The following is an 18303-nucleotide window of genomic DNA, read 5'->3' on the forward strand; positions in this document are numbered from 1 at the left end:
GAGATTGCCTATGTGGAGGCGATTTGCGACCTGTGTCTCAATCGTGGCCAGTTCTCTTATGTGCACAGGTTGCTGGGACTCGACCGAGATCGACCGCTTATCCATTGTCACCATGACAGGTGTCGATGTCGCCGAGGACGGCCAGTCCGTACTGGGGTCTGTGCAAATCGCCAGAGCGAGCGAACTGGGGACAACCGGCGGCGGATCGCCCGCAACTTCGACTGGAAGTGCCAAAGCGTATTTGGTGGAAAGCGCGGAAGGCCCCACCGAAGTCGAGGTCATGGCGAAAATCCGATCAAGTTTGCCGCGCAAGTTGTTCATGGGACATCGTCGCGTGATCGTGATCGGCGAAGATTACGCTCGCCGCGGTGTCGGCCAACTGCTGGACGAAATTGTCCGCAATCCGCAGAGCCGCTTGCGAACCTATGTGGTTGTCGCATTTCACGAACAGGCGCAGAAGATGCTGCAAGTGCCATCTGACTTGAACCGGCTACCTTCCGATGCTGTCGTCGAACTGGAACAGTCAGGGTCTGTTGTTGCGATGGACGCGAGGAGATTTGCCAAGCAACTCACGAGCCATAGCGATCCGTATGCCATGGGAATTGCGATGTTCACAAACGAGATGTCGGAGGCATCGCCTGAAGCCTTGACGCTGGAGAATATCGCCGTATTTCAACGCGATAAATTGGTTGACTGGTTGCAAGGTGAGGCGGCTAAGGGATTTCTTTGGATTTCCAGGGATCTTCGCGACGACAGTGAAACAGTCACTTTGCCGGATAACAGGGGTAAGGTGAGCGTCCGTCTGGGTAGCGTGCGAACATCCCATCACGTAAAGATTGTTCGCGGACAACCGGAACTCAATATCAACCTGCACGCCATTTTCGATATTAACCAAAACGCCTCGCGCCTCAACTTGTTGCAACCAAACCAGATGGATGTGGTACGAAAAGCGTTGCAAGCGAAAATTCAATCGCAAATTGCCAGCGCTATGCAACAGCTTCAACGCGATCAAGCCGATCCGCTTGGTGTAAGCAACGAGCTATTTAAATATAATCCTGGTCTCTGGCGCCGGTTGGAGCCTCGATGGCGAGAAGTGTATGCAGCGATGCCCATCCACTACAACATCGATATCAACATACGCAATGCAGGTCTGATGAGCAGTAGCTTATAGGCTTAATGTTACGTGAAGAGAGTGAAGCCTGTGGTCAATTTCGCCAGTATCATACTTTCCATCTGCATTCTGGCCATCATCTACTTGGCGGACTACCGTCCGCACATTCAATCGGCGAGCACAACGGTGAAAGCAATCTATACATCCCTCACCGCCATCGGCGCATTAGCCAGCACACTTTACATGTTACACGTACCTGGTTTTGTGTTGCACCTTGACTAAGGCAGCTAACAGGAGGATATAAGTGATGGCAATGCATGCTGCACAGACACAAACGGGCGGAACAAATACCACTGGCGGTGAAGGTCAAAGTCAAGGACAGACACAGGGAAAGACACAGACGACCATCTCCCTCCTCCAATATTTTATGGTCGTCATTGCATCCATTACCGCCTTTGGACATTTTGTCTACGTTCATTTGGCCATGATGTATGCGGGGCGCGATACGTGGCTATCGCTGACGTTAGGCTGCTTGATTGGGCTGATGATCACATATCTGAGCCTTGTGCATGTAGCTAAATACCCCAAACTCTCACTGGCTGGCCTCATGCAAGCGGCATTTGGCCGCTGGGTGGGCGGAGCGATTACGTCTCTGTACGTCGTCTATTTCCTGTTCCTCGTCGCATTGACGCTCAAACTTGTGGCAGGATTCATGACGGTGATCTACCCGACAACCCCTTCGGTTGCGTTCGTCTTTAGCGTCCTTGCCGTAGGAGCCTGGGCCTGCACGAAAGGCATTGAGGTATTGACGCGCACCATGCAGATCATCCTTCCATTTTTGATTGCAATGGGCGTTGGCGCGAGCCTATTGTCCATCAAAGACAAGGACTTTACAGATCTTCTTCCGATTTTGTACCATGGTTGGCCACCGGTCTTCGCAGGCAGCTTGATCTTCATCGCAATGTTTGCGGAAATGATTGTATTTCGCACCTTTACACCCCATGTGCAAAGCCCAGAGAAACTGCCTCGCTATGGTATTCTGCTGACTGGTATCATCTGGGCAATGTTTCTGTTGCCATGCATTGGCCCTATCGTCCTGTTTGGCGAAACCATCGCCAAAAGCCTGGCGTTTCCAACCTATACGGAAATCCAGTACATTCAAATTCAAAATATCATTGAGCGATTTGATATTTTCGGGGTATTACTGTGGACCAATGGCAGCTTTTTTCGCATCGCTGCCTACTTATACGGGGCGACGAGTAGCCTCGGCGAACTGGTTGGTGAAAATGCCACCACTTTTGCGGTACCAGCCGCCATGCTCGCCGGCGGCGCAGCACTTTGTATGCTGCCAACATCGCGCGAGGAAATTTATCATTACATGAGTACTTCGTACATCTGGTTGTCTCTTGCCGCAGGTATGGGTATCCCGCTCCTTGCGGCGGGGATGATGAGCATCCGCAAACTGGTCAACAAATCGAATGCAGGTGGGCAAAAAGGAGGCTCGGGGAAGCAACAAAAGCATAATTCGGGCAGTGACAATCGGCGCAGAAGCGGCGGCAGGAGTCCACGCGGCGTTGTGGAATAACAAACGTAACAAGCGCGTTTGACACGATTCGGCAACATTTGCCCATTGCAATAAAGCTCACCCCGCCAAGGACGGAGGATGTCTGTGCGCAGGATGAATATGGATAACGGATACCTGCTATTGGTCCGCCAACTTATCTGCAATTACCTGCTCGGTTCGTTCATCGCGGTCGTTGGCGTCGGCGGTTCCTTGATCTTCTCCACGCTGCACATGACGACAAGCGAGATTCAGGCTATCGCAGAAATCTTGATCTGGTCACTGGTTTTGACCGTAATCGCGGACACCATCGTCTTTCGCCGACACATGCGGCCTATCCGTGTGGCTTTGGTCACACCTTGCCCTTCCCCGGAACAGTTTGAACGTGCCTATAAGCAGACACTGCGCTTGCCGGTACTGGCCGTCGCACGCGTGATGGGTCCGCATTGGTTGAGCTTTACCGTGCCAGGACTTGTCTGGTCGATGTACGACATTCATCAGGGCATCCTGGCACTGCCAATCACTTATGTGGGACTTGCGGCGCTTGGCACCTTACTCGTTGCGAGCATGCACGCGGTCACGGAGTTCTTCCTGACTTCGCGCAGCACGAGTTCTACACTCGTCGCACTTCGCCGGCGCTGCCGTAGCCTCTATGGAAAAGACGTGGCGCTAAGTGGCGAAGTCATCGTGCCACTGCGCTCCAAGTTCGCCATGAGTGCCGTTGTCTTTGGCACGCTTCCGATGTTGTTATTCGGTTTGGCAAATGGCATCCGCTTGCTCGATGCCACAAGCAGTTCAGCGCCGTATTGGTCGTGGGCCACAAGCGTTCTGGTGCTAGGTTCCTCATTTTCTGCACTAGGTGGTTGGCTGCTAGCTGCCGACGTGCGCCGCCCCATCAGCCAATTGGAACATTTAATGAGGCGCGTGCGTGAGGGCGATTTGAAGGTGCGTGCGGAAGATACCTACATGGACGAGTTTTCGAATTTGATTCAAGGCTTTAATCACATGGTTCAAGGGCTTGCCGAACGCGACATGCTCAATCAACAACTGATCGACAGCTATTTCGCAACACTCGCCGCCGCGCTCGACGCGCGTGATCCGTACACCGCAGGACACTCGATTCGCGTAGCTACATATGCGGAAGCCATTGGCCGCCAGGTCGGTCTTGCCGCGGATGTCATCACGCAGCTTCGCCAGTCGGCCTTGCTCCATGACATCGGAAAGATTGGCATTCGCGATGAGGTGCTCTTAAAAGACGGAAAGCTGACCGATGAAGAGTTTGCCGTCATCCAGCAACACCCCGTCATCGGCGAGTCCATCGTCCGCCAAATCCAGCCGGATACGGCCATGAAGCCCCTTCTGCCGGGCATTCGTTCGCACCATGAACGGTATGACGGCAAGGGTTACCCGGACGGACTTTCCGGTTCGGACATCCCTTTATTCGGTCGAATTCTCGCAGTTGCCGACGCATACGATGCCATGACTTCGGATCGACCTTATCGCGCAGGCATGGCACCGGAACGCGCCATTGCCATCTTGCTCGACGGCCGTGGAACGCAGTGGGATCCCGTCTTCGTCGACGCATTTGTCGCTACTCGAGAGCAGTCAACAACCGCGTTCGCTGACGCAAACCTGCAAATGACGCGTCAGGTTGCCGCCTCGACCAAAGCCTGAAACAGCCCCAGGGCACCCAGATCCGTGCGCCACATGTTCTCTGGATGCCACTGTACGGCCAGTAACCAGGAATCCGCATCAGAACCCTCTATCGCTTCGACAAGTCCGTCGGCGTCCCAACCGACCGCCTGCAGGCCGGGCGCGACGCTTTTCACGGCCTGATGATGAAAGCTGTTGACGCGCACCACCGTTTCGCCTTGGTAACAAGCCGATAGGCGCGATCCCGCTTGTAATCTGACGCTGTGTGTTGCTTCGCCCCGACCCGCCTTTTGGCTGTGTTGCAACTTGCCCTTCCATTGGCGCGGCAGATCCTGATAAAGCGTCCCGCCAAGGGCGACATTCAACACTTGCATGCCGCGGCAAATGCCCAAAATCGGTTTATTCTGCGCCCGCATCATGTTAATGAGCGCCAGCTCGATGCGATCGCGCGCGGGCTCCAAAGCCCCTAGCCCGATTTGCGGTTCCTCCCCGTAAAGGTTCGGATCGACATCGTCGCCGCCCGTCAACAACAGACCGTCGAGCCGTTCGGCGAGCCCGCCAAGTACCGCTCCATCGTTGACATACGGAATCACAACAGGCACGCCCCCAGCCGCCTCGACGCCCTGCGCATAGTCATCCGACACGGTCACAGCCATTAAAGGCAACCCCGGCAACTGGCTCTGGCGCACATGACGCGATCCAGTCAAGCCAATCAGCGGTCGTCTCCCCATCCACCATCTCTCCTTTGCCCGCGCAGCCATTACTGCCAACTTTCAGCGTACTGTCTCTGCTCCAACGTAAGTCGGTCAATTTCGATTCCCCAACTGCGCAATCGCATCTGGGCAACTTCGCGATCAATATGTTCTGGGATCCTATGCAGTCCAGGTGCGTAGTTGTTCGTCAGCACTTCGCGCAGACCGAGAGCTTGTAGCGCAAATGTCATGTCCATGACCTCGGCCGGATGCCCGTCCCCGGCAGCGAGGTTGACCAAGCGTCCCTCGGCGATCAAGTACAGGCGCCGCCCATCCTGCAAACGATACTCATCGATGTTGGGACGAGCCTGGTGCACAGACACGGCGAGGCCTTCCAAATCCGGTTTGCTGACTTCCACGTCAAAGTGGCCGGCATTCCCCAGGATGGCGCCATCCTTCATCCGTTTCATCGCTTCACCGTAAATCACGTATTTGTTGCCCGTCACCGTGATGAAAATGTCACCACGCGGCGCGGCTTCGAGGAGCGGCATCACGGCATAGCCCTCCATCGCAGCTTCGACGGCACGGATGGGATCCACTTCGCAGACGATGACCTGTGCCCCGAGTCCACGAGCCCGTGCAGCAACACCTTTGCCGCACCAGCCATAGCCGACGACAACAACCGTTTTCCCTGCGATCACGAGATTCGTCGTCCGCATGAAACCATCCCACACAGACTGCCCCGTTCCATAGCGGTTGTCGAACAGATGTTTACAAAGCGCATCGTTGACTCCGAGCATTGGATACTGCAGGATGCCCTCATTGGCCATCGCACGCAAGCGAACAATCCCCGTTGTCGTCTCCTCGCAACCGCCCGCGATACGCTTGGCTTGCTCAGGGCGATCGCGATGGAGAATCGTCGCCAGATCCGCACCGTCGTCAATAAGTCCAACCGGATCGAAATCGAGTACGGATCGCAAATGCATGTTGTACTCGTCTTCCGTAGCGCCGTGCCACGCATACGTATGCACGCCGCGCACCGCCAGCGCGGCCGCCACATCGTCCTGCGTCGATAGCGGATTGCTGCCGGCAATCGCGACTTCTGCACCGCCAGCCTGTATGACAAGCGCCAAATAGGCCGTTTTGGCCTCGAGATGAAGGCACATAGAAATGCGCTTTCCGGCAAACGGCTGCTCCTTTCGAAACGTCTCTTCTAATTGCCTCAATAGCGGCATATGGGCCTTGACCCACGCAATCTTTTGTTCACCACTTGGATGTAAACCTATGTCGCGCACCATAGACTGTTGACTCGCCGTCATATTCTTGTCTCCTTTTGGAACGTAAAAAAGACGGATTGTCATCCGCCCTTTCTCCACAATTTCTATCATTCACTTGGCATCCCTGGCGACACCATTAAAAATCCACAAGGCCAAGGCTGATAAGCAGCCCTTCGTTGACCATTTTCATCATTTCGTCGTCCAAGTGTGTAATTTTGTCTGTCAAACGCTGCTTATCCAGTGTCCGCAGCTGCTCGAGCAAAATGACGGAATCCCGATCCAAGCCGTACTTCTCAGCCTTAATTTCGACGTGCGTCGGGAGTTTCGCCTTCTGAATCTGAGCTGTGATGGCTGCGACAATGACTGTGGGACTGAAACGATTCCCGATGTCATTCTGGATGATCAGTACGGGGCGAAATCCTCCTTGCTCCGATCCGACCACAGGTGAAAGGTCGGCGAAGAAGATGTCCCCTCGTTTGACATTCAATCGTTCACACCCCGCTCACTAAACGCTCCACCGTGCCCCCTGCTTCCTGTTCCAAAAAGAACGACTCCGAAGCAATGCGCAGGTTCAAACGCGCCATCTCCTGATACCCTTGCTGCATCTGTTCGCGGATATCGTTGCGGCGATGCGTCAATACATACATACGCAACGCCTCTCGTACAATTTGACTCCGATTGGCGCTGTCTGTACGCGCGAAACCATCCACCTGCTCCAGCAACTGCTCCGGAACATACACTACCATGCGTTTTTTACCGGACACGCGCGGCACCTCCACTGCAATGGCGACACTTTTTCCATCGAGTATTATAGCGATCCGCCATGTGCGAATCAAAACAACTTGGCTGATCCGCGCTACGCTTCAACGTACAATTTCGGCACTCGACGATTGATTTGACAGAGGATCTCATACGGAATTGTCTCGGCAAGCGGCGCAACTGTTGACAATGATAACACATTTCGCCCTTCTTCATTCGCCGCAAGTGCGAACGTTTCCTGCAACCAGTTTGCGCGATGCTCCGGGGGCACGGACCGCCAAGCAGAGGCACTCCAGGCCGACGGCGGATCGATTCCAAATACGGTGACAAAATCTCCGACCTGTGCTTCCGGAACATGTGACACATCGACCATCGCCTGATCCATGCACACGCGCCCGACAATCGGCACATCGCGTCCGCGCACGCGGACCATGCCGCGATTCGAGAGAATGCGCGGAAATCCATCGGCGTACCCGATGGCGATCGTCGCTACGCGCATCGGGCACTGTGCGGTGTAGGTGGCGCCATAACCAATCGTCTCCCCCGGGCTGACATCGGCCACGCGCGTGATCGACGTATACATGTGCATGACCGGGTGCAACTCTGGTTGCGGCAAAACCTCTGGATCTGGGGAGTAACCATAAGCGGCGATGCCGACGCGCACCATGTCGAACTGCCACGCTTCACCGCGCAAGAGCCCGGCGCTATTCGCCGCATGCACGAGCGGCGGCGCGCAGCCTTTATCGCGCAACGTCTGAACGGCCTGTAAGAGCCGCTCCACTTGGCCGAGGGCATGGCTCACATCCTCCGCGTCCGCACAGGCCAGGTGTGTACACACCCCGGCAAACCGGATATCTGCGCGATGCGCCATCGTCTCGATCACGCGGAGCGCGGCCTCGATGGACTTAAAGCCAAGTCGGTTCATGCCAGTGTCGATGGGGATGTGCATCGCCAGCGGCCGTGGCAAGCGCGGAATGTCCGGGATCGGACACAAATCGGTGTAGAGGACGTCGAGCTTCGCTTCGGCTGCGACGACACACTCGTCAACCCCGAGGGCGCCGAGGATAAGGATGGGAATCTCCTTGTCAAAGGCGCGAATTTGCAAAGCCTCTTCGAGCGAGGCCACTGCCACTTGATACACGCCCTCGCGGCGCAGCACTTCGACGACCGGGCGCACACCATGCCCGTAAGCATCGGCCTTGACGGCGACGAGCAGGCGCACACCGGGCGCCAACCTGCCTTTGAGCAGGCGAATATTGTGAGCGAGCGCGGATAAATCCACTATCGCAAATGTCGTTCGATACATGGCGTTCACCTCGCTTGTGCCAGTGTAGCACAAAACAAAGGGCCATCCCGCAGGCGTAACGCCCGCTGCGGATGGCCCGTGCCGTATGCGCACAGCCATATCGTCTACTTCCCGACTTGGCCGAAGGTCGAGATCGCAATGTCTTGCAATTGGTCGAGATTCATGTCGTTACTGGTCAACGAGAATTCGATCCCGTTGTTAATCCACGTGATATTCGAGACGTTTGTGCCCGTTGCATGGTTGTACATGGCGGGCACCCCGAACATGTTGAGCAATTGTGCGCTCGGAATACCTTCCGCACCTGGCGTCGGCTCTGACTCTGTCAGCACGTAATGGTGATTGTCGCCACTATAGCGCATGATCACACTCGTGTCCGTCGGTTGTGCGAGATCCGTCAACTTGGTGCCAAATTCAGCGGGCGGCTCGACATAATCAAACGACTGATCGCTGGCGAGCGTCGGCTTCGCAACTTGCCCGGACTGCGCCAAGGCCTGCGGATCGAACGCATCCTTTGGGAACGTGACGCCGGTCGTAAACGACTGGTACGTCAGCGTCACTGCGGCAGCCCCGTTCTTGTCGAGCAGTTTCACCGTCTGTGGATTTAAGTCTTTTGACAAGACGATTTGTTCGCGACTGATGACATCGCTTGCCGGTGTCACCGGGACATCAAACGAATAGACGCCGCCGTTTTTCTGAACCTTCACCGACTTTTGTGCCGTGATTTGGTTCAGCAGTTGATTGTACAGATAGATTTGGCCCTGATTCTGCGCCCAGTTGCCATTGAATCGAAAGACCTTGCCAAGCGCCGGACTGACAATGAACATGCCGCTTGGGTTGCGCACGATGATCTGGTTAATCTGTTTTTCCGCGTTGCCTAGTTCGATTTTGTATGTGTCCTGTGATTCGTACGAGACGCGGACGAAGTACTTTTGGACATTGTTGTCCATCTGTACCGTCATCATGGCTTCGCTCTGGTAGTTCTTACTGTCGAGCGTCTCGGCATGCTCCTGAATTTTATGCGTGACCGACTTATTGCTGCCCGGAACGCCACAGCCGACGACAACGCCGCCGGCGATGCCGAGTGCTAACAGGACTGCCGTAACCTTTCGCATAGCCACCTCGCCTTTCTCCGACACACACCATGTCAACCACCGAGGTTACCGGAGAGATTGCAGGTACGCTTTAAGCGCATTGGGCAACTCATGGACGACATCGGAGGCGGTCGCACTCACCCTGGTCAGTGCCTGCCCCGCCAGTTCCCCCGCGCGACCATGGAGCCATGCGCCAAGGCTCGCGGCGGCAAAGGCATCCAGTCCCTGTGCAAGCAGGCTGCCGACAACGCCTGCAAGCACATCGCCTGTGCCCGCGACGGCAAGCGACGCGTCACCTGTCGGATTGACCCGCAGTCGCCCGTCTGGCGTTGCGATGATGGTCCGATAGCCTTTAAGCAAGGCAACTGCCCCTGAGCGCATCGCAATCTCGCGAGCCGCTTCAATCCGCCTGGCCTGCACCGCGGACACATCCCAGCCGAGCATGCGCGCCGCCTCTTTCGGATGCGGCGTCAGCACGTACTCGCCCGCTACCGGCGTGAACCGCCCATCCTGTGCCACAAAGGCCAAGGCATCCGCGTCGATCGCGCCGCGTCGCACGCCGCAATCGGCCAGTTGGCGGAGCCATGCCTGTGCGCGATGAGCGCGATCGCCAAGGCCGGGACCAATCACCACCGCCTGACAATCCGCAAACGCGGCAGGTACGTCCGTTTGCGACCGCACGACGATGTCCGGCGCCCACTCGCCACCCTTAGCTCCTTCGCCGCCGACGACGACCATGCCGACGCCCGCTTTGGCCGCCGCCAATGCGGCGAGGCGCGCCGCCCCGATCATGGTCCCTACTGCGATGCCGACCCGGCCAAAGCTGCCCTTATGCGTGAGCTCATCGCGATCGCCATACTGGCCGCGAAACAAAGCGGGGTGTGTATACATCGCGATCGCATCGTCGAGCCGCATTTCGATCCCGATGTCTGCGACGCGAACCTGCCCTGCATAAAGCGCCCCCGGCGTGACAGCCGTCCCCAATTTCTCCGCAGCCATGGCAACGGTCGTTGTCGCCTGCACGGCTCTGCCATGGACCTCTCCAGTGGATGCGTTGACGCCGGTTGGCACGTCAATGGCCACCACGGCCGCCTGCACCTGGTTGATCTCGTCGACCACCAGCGCAAACTCACCAGTTAGAGGGCGGGATACGCCCGTGCCAAGAATGGCGTCGACAATTGCCACTTTCCCGGTCGCTTGCGCGAGTGCCACCGTTTCGCGGACAACGCCCGGCTCGTACAGTTGCCAGCGAACCCCTGCCGCATCGGCAATCGAGTGTGCGAGCCGCGCATCCGCTTGTAATGTGGCGGGATCGACAAGCGTCACGACGGAAACCGCAATGCCTGCTCGCTTCAACCAACGAGCGCAAAGCCAACCATCCGCGCCGTTGTTACCTTTTCCGCAGACGACGACGGCCGCCTTTGGCAAATGCGACAACACGGCATCGGCGACGGCCCGTCCGGCATGATCCATGAGTACGATGGCCGGAACCTGGTATGTTTCGATGGTGTCGTGATCGAAACTCCGCATTTGTTCACTCGTGACGAGATACACAAAGTACCCTCCCCGAGGATTGGTATATGGATATTCGCACTGTCCCAACAATATGTACAATCATGACAAGCGGGGAGCTTGTGCCAATTGCTCCAGAATGGCGACGGCGTAAGCGACACCTGCTGCATGGGAGAGCGAAACGTGGAGCTTTGCAGAAGGCTTTTGCACGTACCCGGCAACTTCGACAAGTCCGGACGCGTCCGACCATTCCGTGACAAGGCCGGTTTCGCCGACGCGAATACTGACCGTCGACATGCCAAGCCTGCCGAGCCCGAGCCCTGTGGCTTTCGCGATGGCCTCCTTCGCCGCAAAGCGTCCGGCGACAAACTCGGCAAGTCGCGCTTCATCGGCGAACTGAGCGGCGATTTGCAATTCCGCTGCGGATAGCACGCGTTGTAGAAACGGTTCGCGGTTGCGCCGAAGCGCCTGGCGAACGCGGTGGATTTCAACTAAATCGGTGCCAAGACCGATAATCACAGGAAAATCACCCCTGTGCCATTATACACCCGGCGTCGTGCTCTGGGCTTGTTCGTCATACCAGGTGAAATCGGCCGCGTTTTGTGGCACAATAATCGGGATATGTCGACAGAGAGGGCGGAAGTTCGGTGCACCACGCAATCGAAGCGGTATTTGTCCTGTTCATTGGGTGTTTATTCGTCTACTTGATGAAAATTCGCCCCGGTGCAAAGCCGATGACGAAGCCCAAAATGATTGGTTACTTCGTCCTTGGTATCGTGATTGGTGTTATCTTCATCTCGACCGATGGGATTTACGCCCCGACAACGGGTTTATAACGTCCTTTGCTTACGCGAAACCTGCAAGGTAGCGTCGATGGACAACTGAGATAGGAGATGCAAGGCGTGATCGTGCTTAAAAGCAGACATGAAATTGCGTTGATGAAAGAGGCCGGGAAAGTCGTCGCCGCGTGCCATGAGGCCCTTCGCGCAAAAGTGAAACCGGGAGTCACGACGCTGGAAATCGACGCCTTTGTGGAATCATTCATTCGGAAACACAACATGGAGCCTGCTCAAAAGGGCTATCGCGGTTATCCGTTTGCCGCCTGTACATCGGTCAACGACGTTGTTTGCCACGGCTTCCCGAGTGACTATGTACTTCAAGAGGGCGATATTGTCACCGTCGATATGGTTGCCCTCCACAAAGGGTTGCACGCCGACTCGGCATGGAGTTATGCGGTGGGTGAAATTAGCGAAGAAGCTCGCCGTTTGCTCGATGTGACGAAACGGGCTTTATATGTCGGGATCGAAGCGGCGCAGATCGACAATCACATTTCGGACATTGGCCACGCGATTCAGACCTATGTGGAAGCGCAAGGGTTTTCTGTCGTTCGCGACTACATCGGACATGGCATCGGCCGCCAGATGCATGAGAGCCCAGAAGTGCTCCATTTCGGACCACCGCACAGAGGCGCGCGCATTCGTAAAGGCATGGCATTTACCATTGAGCCGATGGTCAACGTCGGCACATATGCCTGCAAACTGGATGACGACGGTTGGACAGCGCGCACCGAAGATGGCAAATGGAGCGCACAATACGAGCACACTCTGGTCATGAGTGAACACGGTCCCGAAATCATCACAGAACAGGCAGAATGACAGACTCTTTCAAGCGCGCCGGGACAGCCTCGGCAAGGGCTGTCCCGGCGTTGCGGTGAAAACTGGGTTATCACCTTGCGATGTGTTCCCCTTTCCAAGGGCCTGTCTGTAAAAGGCTTTCGTCTATGGCAAAATGGGCATCGGATAAAATCTTCGCCAAATGCTCAAGAGGCGTCCGCGCAACCTCTCGGTAAGACTTGCGCGTGTACAGATCCACGGCATTTGGCAATTCGCGTTTAAGCTGTTTGCGCAAGCGGTTCCCAGCTGAGTCGGCATCTACCAAAATATAGACCTCGTCTTGCTGTAGCGGCACAATCTCGTTTTCAACCTGCTCGTAACTGAGTGTGCCCTTCGTGCATACCACCTCGACTTCTTCTCGAAGGACCTTGAGAATCCTTGATCTATCCGTCTTGCCTTCCACAATGATCACTTTGCGCGAAGTCGCCGGTGTACGCATCGTGTTCAACTTCCTTCCATCTGCAAACACTCAAGCCAACTGCAAACCGTGGTGCCACCCTCATCATAGCACGTTCGGAATCTCTCGACAGCCGGCCATTCATGGAGAATCGTCCAGCCGTATTCGCACGTGCGGCATACGATGTACAAAAAGGAGGACTCTTGATGGCCCATCGGAACGCTGTTGATGCAGAGCACTGCTTTCTTCCGTTGTTTCTCATCTTTGGCGGTCTTGGCGCGGCACGGGGTTTTTCGCGCAATGGCGGCTGGGGCGGTCAACCAGGGCGAGCAGGTGTTGTCGATCCGCCTATGGGCGGCCGCATGACGCCCGGTTACGGTTATCCCAGCTACATGTCGCCCTACGCACTCAACCCCGGCTATATGCAGCAAGCCCCTCAGGGAGCTATGCCCGCAACCAGATGGCCGTTCATGTTTTAATGGAGAGTTGGCTGCAGACCAGGAACGAACGTCCTGCCTGCAGCCATTCCTCTTTCGCCATTACACATTGGCAGAAGCCGAAGGTTTCAGATCCGCGTCGTTGATGGCACCATCGATCAGCTCGAAATTATCAAAGTTTATGTTTACCTGAGCTGGATGCCAGTTAAAAAATCCGTATAATCCACCGTGGCCTTGACAGAGCTTCATGTTGGCGTCCCAGCCGCCTACGTTATATTCCCCAAAAAAACTGCCGGCGTTCTGCTGAGGCGTATTCGTGTTAAACACGCCAACCAAAATGACCGATGGCATTCCTTAGGCCTCCTAACGACTATGCGTTTGCGGACAGTTCCGGCTTTACATCGGGATCGTTAATCGCCCCGTCAATCCCTTCAAAGTTGTCAAACAGTACATTCAGCTGGATCGGATACGCATTGAATGCCCCATAGGTACCGCCATGCCCTTGTGCCAGCTTCATGTTGGCGTCCCAGCCACCGATATTCCCTTCACCGACAAAGATTCCGGCATTTTGCTGTGGCGTGTTTTGATTGATCATGCCAAACGCGATAAACGAAGGCATAGGCGACCTCCTATCGATGCACATCTTACGCCAGTGTATGCGCGGCACGCCTGTACCCATGCGGACAGTCGCAGTGCATCACTTGACACAAGTGTATCACATGTTATGATACACCCATATCACATGATACACTTCGCGTTCCAGGGAGTGATGACGTTTTGGAAGAGCGACGAGTGGGCTCCCTGCGTTTTCGCATCGACTTCAGTCAGCCAATTTACGAGCAGATTGTTCAACAATTTCAGAGTTCCGTCGTCAAAGGCGAAATTGAACGCGGCGCCAAGATACCGTCAGTTCGGGAATTGGCACAGGCCTTGCATGTCACGCCAAACACCGTCATGCACGCGTATCAAGAAATGGAACGCAGTGGCCTTACCGAAACCAGAAGAGGTCAGGGTACGTTTATCACATCGTCGCAAGAACAGATTGAACAGTTGCGCAGCAAACTCGCCGCTGTTGCCGTCCGGGAATTCCTTCAGAAAATGAACGATTTAGGGTATTCAGGACAGGAAATCTTTCGGCTCATACAAGACGAAGAAAGGGATGAGAGCCTTTGACACCAGCCCTGCACCACGAAACCACCTTTGCAGTGGAATGCCGCCAGGTCAGCAAACGGTACGGACAGTCACAAGCCCTGCACAACCTCTCGTTATCCCTGCCACAAGGGTGTTCCATCGGGATTCTTGGGCCTAACGGTTCCGGTAAATCGACGTTGTTTCGCCTACTGATGGGCCTCACCCAACCAGATAGTGGACACCTCGCGGTACTTGGAAGAAAGCCGAGTTGGCAAACAAACCGCCACATCGCATACCTGCCTGATCGCGCTCGCTGGTACGGCGGAGATACGGTTCGCGATGCATTTCGCTATGCCGAGCGGCTGCTACCGGGCTTTTCCCGGGACGTCGCCCTCAATCTCGCTGATATCATGGAAATTCCTCTGGGTATGAAGGTGGCTGGTATGTCGCGCGGGCAAGAGGCTCGACTCATGATCATGGTCTGCGTTGCCCGCGATGTACCACTCATGATTCTCGACGAGCCATTTTCCGGCATTGACCTGCTGTCGCGCGAGCGAATTATCGAATGTCTGATCCATCAAATGAGCCGGCGCGAGGTGACCATGCTCGTCAGTACACACGAGTTGCATGAGGCTGAACCGTTGTTTGATCATGCCGTGTTTTTAAATCGAGGTGAACTGCTTCTAAGTGGCAATGCAGACGACTTGCGGGCGCAGCACGGCTCGCTGGAGCGAATGATGCGGTCCTTGTACACGTAAAGCCCTTCGTTTGCCGTTACACAATCACTACGATTGCGCATTTCATAGGGGGAATTGCGTTGTCATCCGAAACAGGTTTTGCTTTACTCGTCGCTCGCGACATGCGCCGCTTAACCAACGCTGGTAAACCAGGTCGTCGGTGGCAAATGGGATACGGAGTTGCGGTCGTTTTGGCATTGATAGTTCTGGCAACCTACGAGAGTACACAGCACACCATTACATTATCCACTATCGGTCCCGTATGGGCCATCTCGTATTACATTCCCATCATTTCGTTTGGCTTTGCCATGTCACTTGTGCTGAACGAGTGGCGTCAAAACACGGTCGGTTGGTGGCTGACCTTGCCACTTCCTAGAATCCAATTGGCCCTGGCCAAATGCTTGGCTGCAGTCGGAAAGGCTGCCCGTGTCAGTTCGTGGACGTTTGTAGCAGTTACCATTCTCGGCTTTTATACCAGTTTCCTAAGCACACGCAGCCTCGATTGGCCGAGTGCACTGTCGTTTCTGGTAGACGGCTTCAGATGGACCCTGTTTGTACTTTGTCTCTGTCCACTCACATCCTCATTAGGGCTCGTGTTCGGCACCATCCGGCAATCCCGCTGGCGCCCCGCTTTGCCCGTCGTCTGGATAGCCTGGGTGATGGGTTGGGTGGTTTGGAGCAGCCATCACCCACATTGGCACATGGGGAGACTCATCGGTCTTGGGCATGGCTTCATGACGACCGAGCAGATGGTACATCTGGTTATCGACTTGGTTGCAAGTTGGATCCTAGCCGCCTTGCTCACCTGTCTTGCCGCTTATTTTTTGGAGCGTCAAACGGATCTTTGATATCCACGACAAAGCCGCCCCGTGGCCGAGGCGGCTTCGACTTGCCCCTTTGCGACTTCTCTTTATTGAACTGACTCAGACGACAGGCGTTGTCGTGCAGGTCGTCGTATATGCAGGGACAAGCAAGAAGAACAGGACGAAGATGATCAGAAACACCACTGCCCAACGCGTGTACCCACCAAATACGCCGTACATATGTGCTCCCTCCTGAAACTTGTTTGTGCGCTGCGGCACACTGCCATACAATGCTGAAAGGAGGCATCATCGTGCGGGCAAATGTCTAGATGGACAGCCGTCAGCCGAACTGGAGGAGGATCCACCGTGTTCACACAACTCATCTCTCTCGATGACACACAGTTGTCTAAGCTTCCGCCACAGAGTCTCGTGTTTCTACACACTCCTCTGTGCGGCACCTGCAAAGTCGCGCGGCGCATGCTTGAAGTAGTCGCCGCCCTGCAACGCGACATCCCCATCTTTGAAGTCGACGCCAACTTCGTCCCCGACACGCTACAAGCCTGGCAGATCTCCAGCGTTCCCGCCCTTGTCTATTTGGCCCAAGGAAAAGTGGCGAGCGTCCAATACGCGTTCTCCGGCGTCGCCGAATTGGTAGAACGGATTGCGCACTTTCTCGGCAGCGATACACGCCCCTAGGCCGATGCCGTGCGCGCCTCCCCGACGGCTTACGACAGCGGAATCCCCGGCATGGCTGCCACCATCTCGTGCCACGTCAGGTACTTGCGTTCGATATCCTCTTCCACCAATTGACTCCCTCTTTGCACCTCGATGAACTGCATGCCCGAACGCGTCCGAATCGCATGCCACGTGCCCTGGTCGACGCGAACGACATCGCCCGCGCGAACCCGGTGCCAGCGCCCATCGAGGATGACCTCGCCCTCGCCTTGAATCACGGTCCAAATCTCTTCGCGCCAGGCGTGGCGATGATAACTCAGGTTGCGCCCCGCGTGAAGATCGATACACTTGGTCAGGACTTCCGTATGATCGGCCAGCTTCTGATAGTCGATCACGCGGTAAGTCCCCCACAACCGTTCTTCAAACATCGGCCGATTCTGAATCGGCCCCACGACCTCTTTAAGCGACGCGGACATCTGCTTGTCCGCCGCGAGTATCCCGTCGGGTGTCGCGACGACCACCATGTCTCGCAAACCGAGTGCGACCACAGGAATGCCGAGTTCATTGACCACGTGCGTCCCTTCGCATTGGGCTAAAATAGCCTGACCGACACCTTCACTTTCCATTTGTTCAGACAGCGATGACCACGTGCCGAGATCAGACCACATACCGCGGTACGGATGGACGACAATCGACTGCAACTGCTCGACGACTTCGTAATCGAAACTGCGTTTCGGAAAGGCATGAAAATCCTCGCAGGCGTGCTCATAAGTCGTGGGCAGGCCACGCGCTTTTAGCAGTGCAAGCAGGGTTTGTGGCAAGAAGCAGAAGACGCCGCAGTTCCAAAGGGCACCCTCCTGAATCAATCGCTCTGCAGCCTCGAGCGCCGGCTTTTCGACGAAACGGCGCACCCGCAAGAGACCATTAGCACTCGTTGCCAAAGGCACGATATAGCCAAACTTGCTCGTGGGCTCCGTGGGCTGTACGCCCATCAAAGCCATGTCTGCACCGCTTTCCTTGAGTATCGTACCAAGGCGCTGAATCTCCTGAAAGTAGTGGTCATCGACGAAGTGATCAACCGGGCATACGGCGACCGGCTCGTCCGGTGCCATGCCGCAACGGTCGACGAGGTAGAGGATGGACAGCGAGATCGCCGCAAACGTATCTCTACGCTCCGGCTCCTCGATCACGCCAATCTCCCCAATTTGTGCATGAATGATCTCCGTCTGCACTTTTGACGCGCATACATACACCTGGTTGGGAGCGAGCCCACAGTCTCCAATCTGTCGCCAAACTCGCTGCAACATCGACTCGAGCCCGGCTCCAGTTGGCGATGGCAAAACGCGCAGAAATTGCTTTGAGCGGACGTCGTTGGACATCGGCCATAACCGCTTACCTGACCCTCCACTCAACATCACCAGTCTCATCGTCAACACTCTCCCACCGAAGTCTGAACGCACATCGCCCGGCCGCGAGATACTCGCACAG

The 18303-nt window shown here is 55.8% G+C and carries 23 protein-coding genes; 11 read left to right on the forward strand and 12 right to left on the reverse strand.

Annotation, left to right across the window (positions count from 1 at the left end):
* Positions 1 to 10: 10 nt before the first annotated feature.
* The 4 genes from BLU70_RS07700 to BLU70_RS07715 all read left to right on the forward strand — a co-directional run bounded on the left by BLU70_RS07700 (position 11) and on the right by BLU70_RS07715 (position 4346).
* Complete coding sequence (locus BLU70_RS07700; protein WP_006447843.1) at positions 11 to 1171, forward strand: Ger(x)C family spore germination protein; 1161 nt, start codon at positions 11 to 13, stop codon at positions 1169 to 1171.
* Between the two features lie 12 nt (positions 1172 to 1183).
* A complete protein-coding gene (locus BLU70_RS07705; protein WP_006447842.1) occupies positions 1184 to 1393 on the forward strand; it encodes a hypothetical protein in 210 nt (69 codons plus the stop codon).
* Positions 1394 to 1418: 25 nt separating this feature from the next.
* The gene (locus BLU70_RS07710; protein WP_074693068.1) at positions 1419 to 2696 is read left to right on the forward strand and encodes a GerAB/ArcD/ProY family transporter; all 1278 of its coding nucleotides are present in this window, start codon (positions 1419 to 1421) and stop codon (positions 2694 to 2696) included.
* 78 nt (positions 2697 to 2774) lie between these two features.
* On the forward strand, positions 2775 to 4346 hold the full coding sequence (locus BLU70_RS07715) for an HD-GYP domain-containing protein (RefSeq protein ID WP_074693071.1): 1572 nt from the start codon (positions 2775 to 2777) through the stop codon (positions 4344 to 4346).
* Here BLU70_RS07715 and BLU70_RS07720 read toward each other — a convergent pair.
* From BLU70_RS07720 to acpS, 8 genes are all read right to left on the reverse strand, one after another.
* A complete protein-coding gene (locus BLU70_RS07720; protein ID WP_074693073.1) occupies positions 4319 to 5056 on the reverse strand; it encodes a gamma-glutamyl-gamma-aminobutyrate hydrolase family protein in 738 nt (245 codons plus the stop codon). The genes BLU70_RS07715 and BLU70_RS07720 overlap by 28 nt on opposite strands.
* A 29-nt stretch (positions 5057 to 5085) precedes the next feature.
* Positions 5086 to 6336, reverse strand: a complete 1251-nt coding sequence (locus tag BLU70_RS07725) for an adenosylhomocysteinase (protein ID WP_074693149.1) — start codon at positions 6334 to 6336, stop codon at positions 5086 to 5088.
* Between the two features lie 94 nt (positions 6337 to 6430).
* On the reverse strand, positions 6431 to 6781 hold the full coding sequence (locus tag BLU70_RS07730) for a type II toxin-antitoxin system PemK/MazF family toxin (RefSeq protein WP_040290409.1): 351 nt from the start codon (positions 6779 to 6781) through the stop codon (positions 6431 to 6433).
* Positions 6782 to 6785: 4 nt separating this feature from the next.
* Positions 6786 to 7058: a CopG family ribbon-helix-helix protein gene (locus BLU70_RS07735; RefSeq protein WP_232302189.1), complete on the reverse strand. Its 273-nt coding sequence runs from the start codon at positions 7056 to 7058 to the stop codon at positions 6786 to 6788.
* A 92-nt stretch (positions 7059 to 7150) separates the two neighbouring features.
* The gene (alr, locus tag BLU70_RS07740; protein WP_237716493.1) at positions 7151 to 8458 is read right to left on the reverse strand and encodes an alanine racemase; all 1308 of its coding nucleotides are present in this window, start codon (positions 8456 to 8458) and stop codon (positions 7151 to 7153) included.
* Positions 8459 to 8463: 5 nt separating this feature from the next.
* The gene (locus tag BLU70_RS07745) at positions 8464 to 9471 is read right to left on the reverse strand and encodes a LolA family protein (RefSeq protein WP_237716497.1); all 1008 of its coding nucleotides are present in this window, start codon (positions 9469 to 9471) and stop codon (positions 8464 to 8466) included.
* 45 nt (positions 9472 to 9516) lie between these two features.
* Positions 9517 to 11004 (reverse strand): bifunctional ADP-dependent NAD(P)H-hydrate dehydratase/NAD(P)H-hydrate epimerase, encoded by a 1488-nt coding sequence (locus tag BLU70_RS07750; RefSeq protein WP_074693076.1) that lies wholly within the window; start codon positions 11002 to 11004, stop codon positions 9517 to 9519.
* A gap of 60 nt (positions 11005 to 11064) precedes the next feature.
* Positions 11065 to 11481 carry a holo-ACP synthase gene (gene acpS, locus BLU70_RS07755; RefSeq protein WP_074693078.1) on the reverse strand — a complete coding sequence of 139 codons (417 nt, stop codon included), beginning with the start codon at positions 11479 to 11481 and terminating at the stop codon, positions 11065 to 11067.
* Between the two features lie 128 nt (positions 11482 to 11609).
* Here acpS and BLU70_RS07760 point away from each other — a divergent pair, with 128 nt between their 5' ends.
* Together BLU70_RS07760 and map are read left to right on the forward strand one after the other, a co-directional pair.
* Positions 11610 to 11798, forward strand: coding sequence for a hypothetical protein (locus BLU70_RS07760; RefSeq protein ID WP_040290403.1), 189 nt, complete (start codon positions 11610 to 11612; stop codon positions 11796 to 11798).
* Between the two features lie 57 nt (positions 11799 to 11855).
* On the forward strand, positions 11856 to 12617 hold the full coding sequence (gene map / locus BLU70_RS07765; protein ID WP_074693081.1) for a type I methionyl aminopeptidase: 762 nt from the start codon (positions 11856 to 11858) through the stop codon (positions 12615 to 12617).
* Between the two features lie 70 nt (positions 12618 to 12687).
* On the opposite strand, the gene BLU70_RS07770 is transcribed toward map, so the two are convergent.
* Positions 12688 to 13074: a toprim domain-containing protein gene (locus tag BLU70_RS07770; RefSeq protein ID WP_040290400.1), complete on the reverse strand. Its 387-nt coding sequence runs from the start codon at positions 13072 to 13074 to the stop codon at positions 12688 to 12690.
* 164 nt (positions 13075 to 13238) lie between these two features.
* Between BLU70_RS07770 and BLU70_RS07775 the strand changes: the two genes are divergently transcribed.
* Positions 13239 to 13511: a hypothetical protein gene (locus tag BLU70_RS07775; protein ID WP_074693084.1), complete on the forward strand. Its 273-nt coding sequence runs from the start codon at positions 13239 to 13241 to the stop codon at positions 13509 to 13511.
* 60 nt (positions 13512 to 13571) lie between these two features.
* On the opposite strand, the gene BLU70_RS07780 is transcribed toward BLU70_RS07775, so the two are convergent.
* Both BLU70_RS07780 and BLU70_RS07785 read right to left on the reverse strand, forming a co-directional pair.
* Entirely contained in the window at positions 13572 to 13820 is a 249-nt protein-coding gene (locus tag BLU70_RS07780) for a hypothetical protein (protein ID WP_074693087.1), read from the reverse strand.
* Positions 13821 to 13839: 19 nt separating this feature from the next.
* Positions 13840 to 14088: a hypothetical protein gene (locus tag BLU70_RS07785; protein WP_074693090.1), complete on the reverse strand. Its 249-nt coding sequence runs from the start codon at positions 14086 to 14088 to the stop codon at positions 13840 to 13842.
* A gap of 158 nt (positions 14089 to 14246) precedes the next feature.
* Between BLU70_RS07785 and BLU70_RS07790 the strand changes: the two genes are divergently transcribed.
* From BLU70_RS07790 to BLU70_RS07805, 4 genes are all read left to right on the forward strand, one after another.
* The gene (locus BLU70_RS07790) at positions 14247 to 14642 is read left to right on the forward strand and encodes a GntR family transcriptional regulator (protein ID WP_074693093.1); all 396 of its coding nucleotides are present in this window, start codon (positions 14247 to 14249) and stop codon (positions 14640 to 14642) included.
* Positions 14639 to 15358 (forward strand): ABC transporter ATP-binding protein, encoded by a 720-nt coding sequence (locus BLU70_RS07795; RefSeq protein WP_244885144.1) that lies wholly within the window; start codon positions 14639 to 14641, stop codon positions 15356 to 15358. Before BLU70_RS07790 ends, BLU70_RS07795 begins: the two co-directional genes overlap by 4 nt.
* A 59-nt stretch (positions 15359 to 15417) precedes the next feature.
* Positions 15418 to 16185: a hypothetical protein gene (locus tag BLU70_RS07800; RefSeq protein ID WP_074693096.1), complete on the forward strand. Its 768-nt coding sequence runs from the start codon at positions 15418 to 15420 to the stop codon at positions 16183 to 16185.
* A 321-nt stretch (positions 16186 to 16506) separates the two neighbouring features.
* Positions 16507 to 16836 (forward strand): thioredoxin family protein, encoded by a 330-nt coding sequence (locus BLU70_RS07805; RefSeq protein ID WP_074693098.1) that lies wholly within the window; start codon positions 16507 to 16509, stop codon positions 16834 to 16836.
* 29 nt (positions 16837 to 16865) lie between these two features.
* Here BLU70_RS07805 and BLU70_RS07810 read toward each other — a convergent pair whose 3' ends face one another.
* Positions 16866 to 18242: a sugar phosphate nucleotidyltransferase gene (locus BLU70_RS07810; protein ID WP_074693101.1), complete on the reverse strand. Its 1377-nt coding sequence runs from the start codon at positions 18240 to 18242 to the stop codon at positions 16866 to 16868.
* Positions 18243 to 18303 lie beyond the last annotated feature (61 nt).

Origin of the sequence: Alicyclobacillus hesperidum (genome assembly GCF_900107035.1) — a bacterium.
Classification (GTDB): domain Bacteria; phylum Bacillota; class Bacilli; order Alicyclobacillales; family Alicyclobacillaceae; genus Alicyclobacillus; species Alicyclobacillus hesperidum.

Bases quoted from the DNA above. Each gene is read 5' to 3' on its own strand.
- BLU70_RS07700 (WP_006447843.1), top strand. From the start codon at position 11: ATGTGGAGGCGATTTGCGACCTGTGTCTCAATCGTGGCCAGTTCTCTT.
- BLU70_RS07775 (WP_074693084.1), top strand. From the start codon at position 13,239: ATGGCCCATCGGAACGCTGTTGATGCAGAGCACTGCTTTCTTCCGTTG.
- alr (WP_237716493.1), bottom strand. From the start codon at position 8,458: ATGGCTGTGCGCATACGGCACGGGCCATCCGCAGCGGGCGTTACGCCT.
- BLU70_RS07725 (WP_074693149.1), bottom strand. From the start codon at position 6,336: ATGACGGCGAGTCAACAGTCTATGGTGCGCGACATAGGTTTACATCCA.
- BLU70_RS07785 (WP_074693090.1), bottom strand. From the start codon at position 14,088: ATGCCTTCGTTTATCGCGTTTGGCATGATCAATCAAAACACGCCACAG.
- BLU70_RS07780 (WP_074693087.1), bottom strand. From the start codon at position 13,820: ATGCCATCGGTCATTTTGGTTGGCGTGTTTAACACGAATACGCCTCAG.
- BLU70_RS07715 (WP_074693071.1), top strand. From the start codon at position 2,775: ATGTCTGTGCGCAGGATGAATATGGATAACGGATACCTGCTATTGGTC.
- BLU70_RS07810 (WP_074693101.1), bottom strand. From the start codon at position 18,242: ATGAGACTGGTGATGTTGAGTGGAGGGTCAGGTAAGCGGTTATGGCCG.
- BLU70_RS07720 (WP_074693073.1), bottom strand. From the start codon at position 5,056: ATGGGGAGACGACCGCTGATTGGCTTGACTGGATCGCGTCATGTGCGC.
- BLU70_RS07710 (WP_074693068.1), top strand. From the start codon at position 1,419: ATGGCAATGCATGCTGCACAGACACAAACGGGCGGAACAAATACCACT.
- map (WP_074693081.1), top strand. From the start codon at position 11,856: ATGCAAGGCGTGATCGTGCTTAAAAGCAGACATGAAATTGCGTTGATG.
- BLU70_RS07745 (WP_237716497.1), bottom strand. From the start codon at position 9,471: ATGCGAAAGGTTACGGCAGTCCTGTTAGCACTCGGCATCGCCGGCGGC.
- BLU70_RS07770 (WP_040290400.1), bottom strand. From the start codon at position 13,074: ATGCGTACACCGGCGACTTCGCGCAAAGTGATCATTGTGGAAGGCAAG.